The 14,180-nt window shown below is 66.6% G+C and carries 11 protein-coding genes; 8 read left to right on the top strand and 3 right to left on the bottom strand.

Annotated features, from left to right (window positions below):
* Positions 1-43: 43 nt before the first annotated feature.
* From D0C15_RS30650 to D0C15_RS30640, 3 genes are all read right to left on the bottom strand, one after another.
* The gene (locus D0C15_RS30650) at positions 44-1,294 is read right to left on the bottom strand and encodes a lanthionine synthetase C family protein (RefSeq protein WP_091679561.1); all 1,251 of its coding nucleotides are present in this window, start codon (positions 1,292-1,294) and stop codon (positions 44-46) included.
* The gene (locus tag D0C15_RS30645) at positions 1,291-4,404 is read right to left on the bottom strand and encodes a lantibiotic dehydratase (protein ID WP_186361385.1); all 3,114 of its coding nucleotides are present in this window, start codon (positions 4,402-4,404) and stop codon (positions 1,291-1,293) included. Before D0C15_RS30645 ends, D0C15_RS30650 begins: the two co-directional genes overlap by 4 nt.
* Before the next feature lie 81 nt (positions 4,405-4,485).
* Positions 4,486-4,671 carry an FxLD family lanthipeptide gene (locus tag D0C15_RS30640; RefSeq protein ID WP_009151814.1) on the bottom strand — a complete coding sequence of 62 codons (186 nt, stop codon included), beginning with the start codon at positions 4,669-4,671 and terminating at the stop codon, positions 4,486-4,488.
* A gap of 450 nt (positions 4,672-5,121) precedes the next feature.
* Between D0C15_RS30640 and D0C15_RS30635 the strand changes: the two genes are divergently transcribed.
* From D0C15_RS30635 to D0C15_RS30600, 8 genes are all read left to right on the top strand, one after another.
* Positions 5,122-6,405, top strand: coding sequence for a helix-turn-helix domain-containing protein (locus D0C15_RS30635; protein WP_112276300.1), 1,284 nt, complete (start codon positions 5,122-5,124; stop codon positions 6,403-6,405).
* Between the two features lie 14 nt (positions 6,406-6,419).
* Entirely contained in the window at positions 6,420-6,779 is a 360-nt protein-coding gene (locus D0C15_RS30630; protein WP_073575400.1) for a hypothetical protein, read from the top strand.
* The gene (locus D0C15_RS30625) at positions 6,772-6,984 is read left to right on the top strand and encodes a hypothetical protein (RefSeq protein WP_199542942.1); all 213 of its coding nucleotides are present in this window, start codon (positions 6,772-6,774) and stop codon (positions 6,982-6,984) included. The genes D0C15_RS30630 and D0C15_RS30625 overlap by 8 nt, the downstream gene beginning before the upstream one ends.
* A gap of 99 nt (positions 6,985-7,083) precedes the next feature.
* The gene (locus D0C15_RS30620; RefSeq protein WP_091679564.1) at positions 7,084-8,538 is read left to right on the top strand and encodes a tyrosine-type recombinase/integrase; all 1,455 of its coding nucleotides are present in this window, start codon (positions 7,084-7,086) and stop codon (positions 8,536-8,538) included.
* 320 nt (positions 8,539-8,858) lie between these two features.
* Entirely contained in the window at positions 8,859-10,523 is a 1,665-nt protein-coding gene (locus D0C15_RS30615; RefSeq protein WP_162830318.1) for a hypothetical protein, read from the top strand.
* Complete coding sequence (locus D0C15_RS30610) at positions 10,520-12,991, top strand: hypothetical protein (protein WP_091679569.1); 2,472 nt, start codon at positions 10,520-10,522, stop codon at positions 12,989-12,991. Before D0C15_RS30615 ends, D0C15_RS30610 begins: the two co-directional genes overlap by 4 nt.
* Positions 12,991-13,458: a hypothetical protein gene (locus D0C15_RS30605; protein ID WP_112276282.1), complete on the top strand. Its 468-nt coding sequence runs from the start codon at positions 12,991-12,993 to the stop codon at positions 13,456-13,458. Before D0C15_RS30610 ends, D0C15_RS30605 begins: the two co-directional genes overlap by 1 nt.
* Before the next feature lie 9 nt (positions 13,459-13,467).
* Positions 13,468-13,983, top strand: a complete 516-nt coding sequence (locus D0C15_RS30600; protein ID WP_091679574.1) for an NUDIX hydrolase — start codon at positions 13,468-13,470, stop codon at positions 13,981-13,983.
* The last annotated feature ends 197 nt before the right edge of the window (positions 13,984-14,180 follow it).

Raw genomic sequence — 14,180 nt, 5'->3', positions numbered from 1 at the left:
GCGCGGAATCTCCTCTCGGTCGGACGGATCGCGTTCGGACGGATCAGGTGATGAGCAGGCCGGTGCCCCAGCCTGTCGCGGGCTCGATCTCAGCGGCGAGGGCAGCTAGGCCGACCCCGGCAGCGCCTTCGAGGAAGCCGGGGCCTTCGGGAACGGCCTGGGCGCAGGCGCGGTGCAGCATCTCGGTGGCCAGCGCGCGGAGTCGGGAAGCGGCCGGCTCCGGTGTGTCGATGGCGGTATGAGCGGTGATCCGGGCGAGTCCGGCGTAGCCGTGGCACAGCGAAGCGTCGCTGATCAACGCATCCTGTTCCGGGTCGGTCACCGCACTGATCACGGCTTCCTCGGCGATCTGGCGGCGATCGGCGTCGTCGAGGGCCAGGGCGGCGAGGTGCAGGGTGCGGGCGATGCCCGCTGTTCCGTAGCACCAGCTCGGGCGTCGGCTGGCCCCGCTGTGCCGCACGTACATCGGCGTCGAACGCGCCTCGTCTCGGGTGACCATGTAGGGCCACCGGTGCCCGCTCGGAGTGCTTATGCGCCAGGAGTCCAGCCACGCGCAGATCGTCGCGACGGCCTGGCGCTGCCCGTCCACGGCGATGCCCCGGCGCAGGGCCTGGGCCAGCAGTGCCAGCGGGCCGCCGATGCCGTGTGCTACGCCGAAGTTGCCGTGGCCTCCGGGGAACTCGTCGTCCTCGTGGCCGGTGGGACCGGTGAGGGTCCACCACCCCGGCAGGGCCTCTCCTTCGACCATCACCGGTTGGGTGAGCCGCACGAGGGCGCCCAGAACGGCCGGCAGGGCGGTGCCGTCGGGGTCGTGGTGCAGCAGATGGGCACCGAGACCAGCGAGGCCCCGAATCGTGTCGAACTCGGCCATCTGCGGCAACATCCCGACGACGTCCATGCGCTCGTGGGCCTTGTCGACGCGGTTGTGGGCGTCGGCGGCGATCTGCCGGGTCAAGGGCGTGAGGGCGGACTGGTACGTGCCGGGACGGACTGTGGCGGCTCCCGCGAGGGCGCGCGCGACTGCCGGCGCGCCGTAGAACAAGCCGGTGCTCGCTCCGGCGGTGATCGGCTTGCTGGTGACGGCGGTCAGCCAGTCATGGGCGCGGTCGAACGGCCGTATCCCGGCGGCTGCCAGCTCGATGTGCAGCAGTGCCACACCAGGAGCGCCGTGGGCGAGGGATTGGTGCCACCACGGCTCGTCCGTGGGCAGGTGGGGGGCGTCCGGCCGGGCGAGGCGATCGGCGATCCCCGTCGCGTACTCGACCGCGGCATCCGAGGCGAGGTCGGCGTTCATCGCGGTCCTCCGGTGCGGGCGGCGAAGGTCAGGGCCGCGGTCCGGGCCAGGTAAAGGCACACCGCCTTGTCGTCGGGCTCGATGCCGTAGGCCCGCAGGAAGTGCGTGTGCAGCAACGAGCCCAAGGCGGCGTCCGGGTCGACGCCCTCGGCCTCAGCCCCGGACAGGTGCGCTCGGTAGGCAGCTACGGTCTGGGCGCGCTCGGCCCATGTCGCGACGACCGAAGCCGCACCCGGCGTGCTGCGCAAGGCGCGGAAATTCTCGGAGGGGTCGGCGAGGCATTGTGCCTCGGTGAACACCGGCCGGGGCACGACGGTAGGAGGTTTGGCCGGGACATGGTCGACCAGCCACCGCATCCCGGCCTCGGTCCCTCCCATGAAGGCGACGGCGATGGCGGCGAAGTTCGCCGCGGCCAGAGCATGGTCGTGCGGTCGCGCGGGCCAGGCGAGCTCGGCGAGCACGGCGCGGGAGTCAGCCGTGAAGAACGCCTCGACGGCTGATAGTGCCGCACCTGAGCCCCAGCGGCCGGTCTCCGGGTAGGAGGTCGCGAAAGCGATGTCGCGCAGCAGGCCGAGGCGGCGGAGCCGGTCGGCCCAGGCGCTGACCCGGCCGGCCGCCTCGCCGAACACCACTGGCTCAGTGCTGAGGAGACTGATCCGCAAGCGCAGGTAGTGCTCGTTGCCCTCGCGGAATCGCAGAAACCACCACCGCGGTTGGGCATCGCCCCACTCCGCCAGCAGTGCGGGCAGGTGCTTGGCGAGCACGGTGTTGTGACGTTGCGGGTCGCCGTAGAGCTTGGCGAACAGCATGGGGGAACCACCCGGCGACAGCCCGTGCTCACCTGGCCGGACGATCCGCTGGGGCGTCGGGCGCGGTGGCCGCGTCGTGGCCTGCGGCTGACAGCTGGCCATGGGCACGACGACGTCGTGAGCACGGCCATCGAGCCATCCGGCGGCGTCCTCAGCGGGTCCTTCCTCCAGCACCGCGTGGGGGTGGGTACCGAGGTGCTCGCGCAGCAGGACCCGGTGTGCGTCCTCGACGAGATCGAGCGGCAACCGCCAGTCCCCGTCGACCAGGAACACCGCCTGCGGGAGGCGGCGGCGGGTGCGCCACTCGGCCAGGGCGCTGTCCCAGGTCGCCCAGCTGGAGGTCCGGTCGGGAAGGTCGGCTGCGGCCAACCGCCACCGGGCCGGGGACAGCACGATGCGGCCGAAGCGCAGCCGAGGAAGAAACGGCAACGTGGCCGCCGTGCCCCAGTCGAAGTCGGTGACCTCCGCGCAGTGTGCGCGGGTCAGTTCGACCAGGAGGCGGGCCAGCGGCGGAGTGTGTTTGCGTAGGTTGAGTGCGTGCAAGCCCCACGCTTCGACCCTCGCGCCGAGGGCGGGTGCGGTCAGATACAGGCGGTCGCTGTCGCAACTGACCGCCAAGTCCGCCGCCGTGAGGACCGCCGTTGACGCGGCGGTGTCGCGGTGTTCGGCGAGGCTGACGATGGTTGGCAGGACCTGGGCGCTGCGGGCGACGTGTGCGGTGGCGGGGTCCAGAGGCGGGAATGACAACTGGGCCTGGATTACCCCGTCAGACGCGGGCGGGGCGAGCGGCGTGATCAGCATTCGGCGGTCGTGTTCGTCGAACAGGTGCAGGAAACGGCCGCTGACGACGCCGGCCGATCGCGAGACTGAGGTAACGACGAGCTGGAAGTTGCCCTGCTTCAGGGCTTGCAGGCTCGGGGAGTCGACACGGGCGCACAACTCGAGGTGCGAGGGCAGCCGCATCGAGTGCACAGGCGCCAGCTCCAGCTCGGCGATCAACCTCTCGCCGAGGACGACCTCTTGCTGACCGTCCAACGCGGCGGCCTGGGCCAACGCCAGCAGCCGTTCGTCCCGAGGCGTCTGCTGGGGTCGTGTGACCACTCCGCTGGTGCCGGGGTAGCCGTCAGGCCAGCCGATCCCGCTGTCGGCAATGACCTCGAGCAGTGGCACCTGTGCGCCGGTGCCGAACCGCTGGTAGAAGCGTCGGTGGAAGTCCGCCCAGGCTGCCGTACCGCTGGCGCGGGAGGTCAGGCGCGCCAGGACCAGCGCGGCACGTTCCGCTTCGCGGGCGACTGCGCTGGGGAGCACGACGTCCAGGTCCAGCCGCAGGTCGACCGTGACTGGGCTCCGCCGTGACGGAGCCAGGCGGCTCATGGACGCGGCGGCGTCGGTCCGTAGCCTGCGCCGCGCTTCCGCTGGGCTGTTCCGATGTCGCCGCAACATGTCGTGGATGTCGTTCAGCGTCATGCACCGCTCGGTGGCAGCCTCGCCGACCGTGGCCAGCTCGCGCACCAAGTGGCCAAGTGCGTCGGGCTCCGTGCTCGGCGCATGGAGGTTGGTGACGAGCACGCGACGAGCGACCAACGTGGCCAGCAAGCCGGTCACCGTGCTCCCGGCGGTGCTCGGGAACTCGGCCTGTACCTGCTCGCGCATGTCATCGAAAGGAATCGGTGTCCGCGCAGCTCGCACGGCCGCGCGCACCGGGCCGGTGTAGCGAAGTTCGACTTCGACTGCGCCGGTGCCTCGATGGTTGACGGTCGGCTGGTACGGAACCACAAGCCGCTCACCGCGCACCATCAACGTGGAGTTCGCGACGAGGACCAAGCGCTCCAGGATCTCGGCCTGACCTTCCAACCGTCGGATGACCTCGGCCAGCCACCCGGCGTCGGCCGCAGCGTCCGCGCGATGATCATCACCCCAACGCTGAGAGGGATCCGCGTCGAACCGCGCGGCGGTGACCCCGGCGAACAAGCCGTTGGGAGTCGGACGGCCGGTCAACCGTGCCAGGTACCGCAGAACGGACAGCACCACGCGCCGGGATTCGCGCTCGCTGGCAACCTGAGCGCCACACAGGTTGTGGACGCGGTCAGCAAGGACAGGGCTGGCCAGGCCGATGGCGTCACGGACGGCTTCGACCTCCCACACTTCGCGCAGCCAGTCCACCCACGCGGTGACGGCGTCGGCCCCGGTCGCGGTCAGCGTCGGCCACGGCGGAAGTTTCAGCTCGCCCTCTGCAACAGCCCGGACCAACAGGCCACCCGCGGCTCGAAAGCCGACGCGGTCGGGCAAGGCCGTGGACACGGGACACCTCTCCAAAGCGACGGATGGAAACCGGACGCCCGCCCAAGAAGCCCCTGGCGGGCGTCCGGTCGCTCGTGACAATCAGGCGGCGCTGATGCAGGTCGACTTCTCGCACGTCGTCCCGCAGCCGTCATCCGTCATGTTGATCAGATGCGCCGGGTCCACCACCTCGACCAGCGTGATGTCGAGGTCGAACTCCGAGCCCATCTCGACCTCCGCGGCGGGCGTGGCCACCGTGGTCGGCGACCACTCCATCTGAACCGTCACAGATCCTCCTTCGTGGGTTTTACGCTCCGAGTCCCGGCGAGTCGGCCGTGACTTCGCCCGCCAGGCGGACCAGCCCGGAACTCGACCGAGGTACCGAGCGCTCCCGCCAGCACACCCGCGAGCGGAATTCCATCGAAGTGGAGGGCAGTCCTACCACCACACACCCCTCGACGGCACGTCCCGGTGAAAGACGCTTCCGGATACTCGGGCTGCGCCGAAGCGGAAGCTCGCCCGGACCGCAGCGATATCAGTCAAACCCCTGGTGATCAACGATAGCCAGAGCGCCGACGCGGCGTCGATGAGGCGGCAATGAGGCGTCATCACCTCTGACCTGCATAAACGCCTTTTCAGAGGCGGTAGTCCGAACGGGTACAGCTCGCCGAGCGGGTGATCAGCCTTGACCCGTAGCTGGCTATCGTGGCAGGTGACCGACGGGGTGAGGTGGTGTTCATGAGTGACCGACGAGATGCCTTCGCCGCGCGGCGTGAGCAGATGGGCTACACCCAGGAGAGCTTCGGCGCGGCGGTGGGCGTGGAGTTCTCCACGGTCGGACGCTGGGAACGCGGCACCCTGACCCCGCAGCCGTACCGTCGACCGTGTTTGGCTAAGACCCTCGATGTGAGCCTCGACCAGTTGGATGCGTTGCTCACGCCGAACCGGCAAGCTTCTACCGTTGCCACTGAACCAGCCGACCCTGCGGAGGCCGACGACATGAACCGTCGTGACCTGCTGCGCTTGTTCAGCATGACCGGCGCGTTGCTCGCGCTGCCTGCTGGCGAGACAGTACTCGGCGACGTCGACCGGCTCGCCGCCACAGCTCACGCGGGCACGGTGGACACGGCGGGAGCAGCGGAGTTCGCCCAGCTCAACTCCCACCTGTGGCGCGTGTACGCACTGTCGCCGACCAAGGCCCAGGTGCTGCCGCTGGTCCGAGCCCAACTCGGTGTACTCAGCGACTCCTTGCGACGACCGCAGACACCGACCATCCGACAACGGCTCTGCGAGCTGACCGCCGACCTCTTCCAGTTGGCGGGGGAAATCTTCTTCGACGGCAACCGATACACCGACGCCGCTCACTGCTACACGCTTGCGGCAACAGCGAGCAAGGAGGCCGTCGCTTCCGACCTGTGGGCCTGCGCGTTGACCAGGCATGCTTTCGTCGCCGTGTACGAGCGCCGATTCGCGGATGCCGCGCCGATGCTCGACGTGGCCGCCACCATCGCACGTCGAGGCGACCCCAGCCTGTCGACCCGACACTGGGTCGCCGTGGTGCAGGCCGAGACCTTCGCCGGCCTCGGCGACTTTGACTCCTGCCAACATGCCCTCGACACCGCTGCTGAGGTCCAGCGCCTACGGGGCCAGGTGCACAACGGCGGCTGGCTCCGGTTTGATGGCTCCCGCTTGGCTGAAGAACGCGGAACCTGCTACGTCACGCTGGGCCGCCACGACCTAGCTGAAGCGGCTCTGGTCGACGCCCTGCAGGGCACCTTGACCGCCCGCCGGAAAGCAGGCGTCCTGACCGACCTGGCGATGATCGGCGTGCACCGTCGCGACCCGGACCAGGTCGTCACCTACGCCGACACCGTCCTGACTACCGCCCGCCAGACCCGCTCGGGGGTCATCGCACAGAAGCTGCGGGTCCTTCAGCCACACCTTGCTTCCTTGCTCAACGACCAACAAATCCAGCGACTCGATGCCGAGATCACCAAACTCGTCGGCAACCGCGCCGCGTGATGGAGGACGACCGAATGCACAACGACCGTGGCCGCGTGTTCCGCGAGGCGTGGATCGCCGGAGTCACCAAGCACTACCCCGGTGAGCCGAAGCCTGGCTACATCACCCCGTGGGACCAGACCCCCGACTGGGAACGCGACGCCGCGACCGCCGTGTACGACCAGGTCGTCGCCTTCATCAAGGCCACCGACGGCGCCACCACCAAACTGACCCCAGACCAGAAAGGCCGCTTTGTGGCGTTGTGCTGGATCGGCCAGATCTTCAAGCACTTCCCCGAGCCGAAGCCGTCGTACGTCGCGGACTGGAACGATTTGCCGGACTGGCAGAAGGCGACGGATATCGACATCTTCGAGCGCATCGAACGCGATGCCTGACCAGGCGACGATCGACGCTGCGGCCGTCGATGCTCGCCTTGCCGAGACCGAGTACGACGACGCTCAGGCGTGGCTACACGCACGTTCGACCGCGTTGGAGCCGCTCGCAGCCGAGGTCTGGGTCACCGACCCGGAGCACCGCCACGTGCTGCTCGTGCGGCACCGGGTGCGAGGCTGGGTACCGCCTGTTATGGCAAGTATTTGAGCCTGTCTCACCGTTCCGTGGCGTTCGTACCGCTCTGTCGCCTTTGATTCGTGCCCGCTAGGTTCTGGGAGCCGTATAGCTCTCACTGAGGGGCGAACGATGGATCACTTCTTCGTGTCGAGGGACAAGGTCCGTCGATATTTTGAGCCCGTGCCTGGTCTTGGCGTTGACGGTCTCACTGTCCTGCGGCGGAAGGGTTCGCCGCAGGATGGGACTCCGTTCTTCCTCGGACGGGATATGCGGCCGGTCGAGCCACTGTGTTCGTTCATGTTCGAAATGGCCAAGACTCACCAACCTAAGACGTTGTCCGATTACACCTACGACCTGCTCGACCTCGTCGACTTCCTGGCTCAGCTGGAACCGTCGACTGACGTCCTGTCGGCGACTGAGGAAAACCTGATCGCCTACCGCGCTGAGCGGACCGAGCTACAGGACAAGCCGAACGCGCCGGCGACCTGGAAGCGCCGACGAGCGCTGATCAACAACTTCTATGAGTGGGCGGTCGAGGCCCAGTGGCTGGACCGCAAGCCTTATCGCCGGCTGCGCAACGGCCGGGACGTCCTGGCCTGGGGTGCGGTATCGGATCTGGACATTCGCCATCTGACCCACCGGCAGTGGCGATTCCTCAAGCAGGTCGGCTTGCGGGGAATGCTTCCAGCAGACCGGGTCGACCTGTCGTTCCGAGGTTCGGCTCCGCTCAGGAACGCGGCGGCAGCGGAGCTCGCGGTGACGACAGGGATGCGCTTGAGGGAATTCACCTCGCTACTGGACATCGAGGTCGGACTCCCGCGTCGTGACTGCCTGCCGGTCGACGTACGGCTGGAGATGATCGCGAAGTACAGCCTGCCCCGCGATGTGACGATCCAGCATTCCGTGATGAAAGAGCTCGACCTTTACCGGCGCACCGAGCGGGCCGCCACGATTCGCAGGGCGGCACCGGCGTTGACCAGGCGCAGAGCCGAGCTGTTCGTCGTCACCGATATCGACGAGCGGCAGATGAAGGTCAGCGGGCGGCTGCATGGGAGACGCCGGACGTTCTCGATCGAGAAGATGACCGCGGAGCTGCGGAGAATCGCGGTGACCGAAGGGCCTTGCGGTCTGGAGCCGATGGCGTTGTTCGTCGGCCGTGGTGGCCGGATGCTCAGTAAGCAACGGTGGGAACAGATCTTCGATGATGCGCACGCCAGATCTCTTCGGATTGCAGCTGAAAACGGTGTCGATATGGTGATGCCGCGCAGGTTCAGAATCCACGATCTACGGCACACGTTCTCGGTTTACATGTTGGAGCAGCTCACCCAGTTGGTGATTGCACAGGAGACGGACCGCAGACTCAACGGTGGGCACAATGCTTACCTGGCCGACCACATCTGCCGCAATCCGCAGTTGATCTTGCAGCGGCTACTCGGACATCTGAATCCTGGGTCGACGATGAAGTATTTGCGTTACGTCCGGAACACCAACGTTCTTGTGGCCCAAGCTATTGCCGAGTGGAATGAATCAGACAAGACCTACGCGGAGTACGCGGCTCTTGCCGCGGAACGCGCGGTCCTGTGATGGCCCGCAGAGGCGAACGTGCTTCGCGCCCACGTACGATGGTGGTGCCAGAAGTGAAACCCGCCAACTCCGATAGGATCGGGGACCGGGTTATAGTCCGGGAACGGCGAGGGCGAACGGTGCGGTTGAGTATCGCCCCCTCCCTGTTCCGATGTTCCGTCCTGGTCGCGGAGCTGGCGGACGAGGCTGTGGCGTACGCCCATCGGGTCTCGCTGCGCAAGCCCGATTGCTATTTCACGGCCGTGCGGGAGCTGGGAACGTTCCTCGATGAACACTTGCCGACCGTCGGGTGCGAGCCTGCAGAGGCGCGTTTGGCCGGGATGAAAATCGATCTGATCGAAGCCCTCTTCTGCTGGGAGGCAGATCTGCGGAGGCGGCACGGGCTGCGATCAGCGGAGCCCTACCGCAAGGCCGCGGCTGTGCTGGCGCTGATCGATATGCGTGCGGAGCGCGACCCGAATGTTCCGGAGACCCTTCGTCGTCGCGCGGCGGGGCCTCCGACATACAAGCGCCGCCCCAACGCGGTCCTTGACGAATACTCCAACGAGGAACGGTTGGCACTGCAGGAGGCCGCAAGGGCCGACGTCCGGGCACTGGAGAAACGCCTCACTCGGGGGCAGCATCTGCTGAGATCCGGAGCTGACCCCCGCCGCGAAGGCTGGCATGACCTCGCCAACCTGGTCTGGGCCGCCAAGCATCGCCTTCTGACGACCACAGATCTCCTCGAGCACCTGCCCATGAATTCGTCATCGTGGTCGCAGCCGATCAAGGACGTTATCGAAGCGAACCCGCCTGGCAGGGAACGTGGAGTCTATGCCTGCTTGAAAGCGATCAACCGGTTGCTGTTCCCGTCCGAGCAGGACCTGCAGCCCTTCCGGGTACTCCTGCTGCTGGGCATGGCCGACTGCACCCCCGAGGAACTCCTCGACCTGCGTATGGCGGACCTGGAGTTCTCTGACGCGGGCGTGCGAGTGCGGCAGACCAAACTCCGCGCGAATCGCATCCGGGCTGATTTCCACCCGGACCTTCCTGATAGCAAGGCCAGCACAGGCGATGTCGCGGATCTGGATGGGGACACCGGAAGCGAGGTGTATCTTGCCGTCGGCAGGTGGGATGTCGGTGGGCTCCTACGGCGGTTGATGGAGGTCACCTGGCAGGCACGCGAATCGTTCGACTCCGAGGACGTGCTGTTCCTCGCGGTCGAAGCGGGCCGTCCCAGGACCACTATGCGGGCCAGAGTCGCCACATGGACTGAGGACCACAACGGGTTCAGCGCGTGGATCAGCTGGCATCGCAACGACGACGGCACACCCGCTATGGCGATCTCTCAGCCGCACTACGCCCGAAGGCTCCGCAAGACCGTGAAAACCGCCCGTGTGGCCGCCCTCGGCGGAACCCTCACCGATGTGGCGGCGGACGACCATCACATCGAGGTCTTCCGTCACCATTACGCCCACGGAACGACGGCGCTAACACTCGCCGGACGATCCATCAACCGCGCACAAGAACGCGTCTTCCACACGATCACGACCAAGCCGATGCTCCTCGACACTCAAGCAGAGCATCGATTGGCCGAACCCGAGGTCGCCGAGGCCGCGGGGATGACTGTGGAACACGCCGCCGCGATGCGCGCCGGGGAGTACGACATGGGCCTGACTCACTGCCGTGATCCCTACGATTCGCCATTCACCCCTGGCGGGAAGCCCTGCCACGTCGCCCCGGCGATGTGCATGATCTGCCGCAACGCCGTCGTATTCATCTCGCAGCTGCCGAGGCTGCTGCTGCTGGCAGCCCACATCGAGCGGATGCGCGACGCCCTGGACCCGATCCGCTGGACGGCAATCTGGGGGACCCAGGCCACAGCCCTGGCCGAGGTGTTCGCGGAATGCACAGCACAGCAGCTCCACGACGCCCACGAAGCGATAGGCGACCAGGGGCTGCGGCTGGACCTGCCGCTGGGTATGAGGACGGAGTATGACCGGTGAGCACGACGCCCCAGCCGACGGCAGTGACTTCCACCCTTGTTTCCGCTGATGAGGCGGTCTTCGGATCCGGCCACCCGCTCGTGGAAGGCGTCCCTATTCCCGAGTTCGGCGAGAGCAGGTCCTGGAGTTTCGGGTGTATTCGCCGTCCGAGCAACGTCCGCCCGGCGGCGTGGAAGGTCAACTTCACGGTGATCGATTCCGTCTGGAACCTGCGGATCCGGGAAATCTGCTTCAGCATGCTCAACCCCACGCACAAAGTCATTCGGGACGCGGGGATCGCTCTTGTCGCCGAGCCGGCGGCGCACAGCACGGTCCGGCAATGCGCCTACACACTGGGCAAACTCGCTGCCTGGGCGTTGGCCAACGACATGCCCGCCGACATCGCGGCCTGGCGCGAAGAAGACTGGGCCGGATTCGTGGAACACATCACCGCCAGGGCGAACGCGCTCAAACCCGACGCGACGGCGCTGAGCTGGCTCTCGACGCTCGCGCCGGTACTCACTCACGGCGGCATGGCTCAAGGGCTGTGGAACACCGATACTTTCCGGGAGATCAGGCACCGCAGCGATACTCCGTCGACGGCATCCATACCGCCATCAACGTGGTGGCCGCTTCTGCGGGCCGCATGGGCCTACATCCACGAGTTCTCGCCGCACATCCTCGACCTACGCGATCAGCTGGCGCAGCAACCAGATCCTGGCGACAGCCCTGAACGTCGACCGGCCTTCCGCACTCCGGCGGGAAACGACGAGCTGGTGGACAACTGGCTCGCGAACCCCGACAACCTCGTTCCAGTCCACAAGTACGACCACCAGACGAAGTCGGCTGGGGAGCCGATCTGGCATCATCTCGCGCTGACGATCACAGGCGGCACCAACACGGGGCTCTTCCAGACCACAAGGAAGGGAGCGGCGCAGCGCCGGCGAGACGCCGTCCTTCGAGCCGTGGAACGGGGGCAGGTACAGGCCTACTCCTGGTCAGAGATGCGGGCCCGGACCGACGTGGTCAACCATCCCGCCATTTACCTCGGCCGAAGCACAGCTGCACTCGATCAGGTTCTCGACGACTGGCTTACCAATCCCGACAACCTGATCCCAATCCGCACCAAGCAGCCACGTGCGCCGCGCTCCGACCTCGAACCTGGAACGATCATTTGGACTGCACTGGAAGCACTGATCTACGGCACCGCGGGCACAGCACCCTTTACACAGCGCTCCGTGACTAGCGCCGCGCGCAGACAGAAGGTCGAGGACGCTGCCGCGGCCGGGCGGGTACAGAAGCTCGCCGGAACCATGACGACCCGCTCACTTCCGATGCCCTGCAAGGACTTCACCTCAGTCACCCGTCAGGACGGAACCACGCGGCCGTGGCGCGGCCAGATCAGCGTCGAGGAACTCGCGGACGAAATCCGCATGGTCAGGGCGGCATGTTATGTGTTCATGGCAGGACTGACGATGATGCGGGACTCAGAGATCCAGGAAATCGAGCGCGGATCCCTCACTGCCTATTACGGAGCGCCCGCAGTCAAGTCCCGAAAGCTCAAGCACGACCCGGCGCAACCGGAACTCAACTGGTGGATCAGCGCGCCGGTCGTCGAAACTCTGGCAGTTCTTGACCGGTTGTCCTGGCATCACACTCACCTGTTCGTCGCTCTCGATCCGCCCAGGGTGACCGCTCACAACGAGGACACGGTGCGCGGAATCGATGCCGCCGGCGAGATCGACTTCTTCGTCGCGGGAGTCAACGCTTCCCTCGAACGAACGGGTTTGGAAGAGATCCCGGCCGGCCGCATCCGTCCGCATATGTTCCGAAGAACCATGTCGATCATCTGCAGTCAAGAGCCCGACTCCGAGATCGCCCTCGGCCATCAACTCAAGCACCTGGCCCGTCGTACCTTGGCCAACCGAATCACCCAGGGCTACTCCCGCATGGATACCCACTGGGCCAAGGAGTTCGACAACCAGCTCGAACTCGCCGCCGCTGGGCGACTCGTCGAACTCCTCAAATCCCGCCGGTCCGGCACCGACGTCGCAGTCGGTCCCGCAGCGGCCAAGCTCCACTCCGGCCTCGACAACGTGATTGCGACGATGAACAGAGCCCCAGCTCTGCGAGCTCAACTCGCTGACGAGCAAATCGAGGTCCTGCTGTTACGGGATGAGTTTGCTGACCTGCATTTCGGCACGGTCAACCACTGTCTCTGGGACCCCGCTCAGGCGGAATGCCAGAACTCGCTACCCGAAGGGCAGCGAGGGAAAACGCCCGTCCTGGGAGCCTGCCAGCCCGCACGGTGTCGAAACTCGGCAGTAGACCAGGACAAGCACGGCCCAGTCTGGCTCGCCGAGGACGCCGATCTGACGCGCATGCTCCGCGACCCGCGGCTGGCCACACCCCGCCGCGCAGCCCTCGAGAACCGCCTGTCCGAAGTCCGGCTGATCACCGGTACCTGGCTGACCAAGGAGCGCCCCTGATGGCCGTCTCGCCCCCGACCGAGACCAAGCTCCGAGCAGCGATACAACGACTGCTCGACGGAGTTCCGATCCACACAGACGGCGCACTGACCAAAGAAAATCTGGCCCGCGAAGCGGGCGTCAGCCATGCCACCGTTCACCGTGCTGGCGAGATTCTGGCCGAGTGGGACACCCGAGTTGCCCGGCCGGTCCTGCGCTCCACCGGTGAGGTTCGTCGGGACGAGAAGATCGAGGCACTCACAGCCGCGCTACGCGCCGAAAAGCGGGCCGTCACCGAACTGCAGGGGAAGCTCGATGCGCTCGCTAGCGTGACCGCCGACCTCTACCACGAGAACCTGACGCTGAGGAAGAGGCTTGACAAACAACCTCCAGTGACCTCAATGGATACCAGAGCAGCCAGGTCCGAATCTTCACCTGTTCGTGGCATCGAGCGTGCACGAGGTCATCGGCAAACCCGCCCGCTCTAGCCTGGATCGGTGACCCCTCACGCCCCTGGTCCGGACACACTGCACGCGGCCATCGTCGACGCCGGTCTCGCGGAGTTCGAGTTCGACGACGCACGAATGTGGCTGAAGAACGCGTGCCACGGCCCCATGGCCCCTTTTGCCGCCGACGTCTGGGCCTTTGACAGCACCTTCCAGCACATCCTTCTTGTCCGCCACCGGTGGCGGGGCTGGGTTGTCCCTGGAGGAATGGTCGAACGAGGAGAGACACCTCGACAGGCAGCGCGCCGTGAGCTGGAGGAGGAAACGGGGATGGCCGCCGACCTCCTCGAACTCCCTGCTGCGGTGACCGTCCGTTCCTACCGCTCGGATTGGACACCCACGCTCGGGCTGACCTATGCCGCCGTTGTCGACCCCTCGCTTCCCCTGAACGGCGAACGTCATCAATCCGCAGCATGGAACCCATTAGCGCAGGACTGGACAGGCGCCTTTCCCGAGGACATCACAAGAATCCGACGCTACGCCCAGGCAGGGGCATCAGCGCAGTAGTCGGGCACTCGTGGGATGCCGCCGGGGCGATGGGACTGTGTCGTGAGCGGTGTTTCTGGCCCGACACGCCGGGGTGAAATCCGGCGGGATGGGTACGGACAGTGATGGCATCCGATGCTGTGAGCGCGGATCAGAGGAAGATGAGGAAGTCGGAGCGGGAGCGGTCGGCCGAGCAGGCTGCCGCGGCGGCGATGGTG

This window comes from Amycolatopsis palatopharyngis, assembly GCF_003385185.1.
Lineage (GTDB): Bacteria > Actinomycetota > Actinomycetes > Mycobacteriales > Pseudonocardiaceae > Amycolatopsis > Amycolatopsis palatopharyngis.
Note: the sequence above shows the minus strand (reverse complement) of the source record. Positions and strands in the feature narration are given on the sequence as shown.

Excerpts from the sequence above, each read along its gene's own strand:
- D0C15_RS30605 (WP_112276282.1), top strand. The coding sequence starts at position 12,991 with ATGGCCGTCTCGCCCCCGACCGAGACCAAGCTCCGAGCAGCGATACAA.
- D0C15_RS30635 (WP_112276300.1), top strand. The coding sequence starts at position 5,122 with ATGAGTGACCGACGAGATGCCTTCGCCGCGCGGCGTGAGCAGATGGGC.
- D0C15_RS30630 (WP_073575400.1), top strand. The coding sequence starts at position 6,420 with ATGCACAACGACCGTGGCCGCGTGTTCCGCGAGGCGTGGATCGCCGGA.
- D0C15_RS30625 (WP_199542942.1), top strand. The coding sequence starts at position 6,772 with ATGCCTGACCAGGCGACGATCGACGCTGCGGCCGTCGATGCTCGCCTT.
- D0C15_RS30620 (WP_091679564.1), top strand. The coding sequence starts at position 7,084 with ATGGATCACTTCTTCGTGTCGAGGGACAAGGTCCGTCGATATTTTGAG.
- D0C15_RS30650 (WP_091679561.1), bottom strand. The coding sequence starts at position 1,294 with ATGAACGCCGACCTCGCCTCGGATGCCGCGGTCGAGTACGCGACGGGG.
- D0C15_RS30615 (WP_162830318.1), top strand. The coding sequence starts at position 8,859 with ATGAAAATCGATCTGATCGAAGCCCTCTTCTGCTGGGAGGCAGATCTG.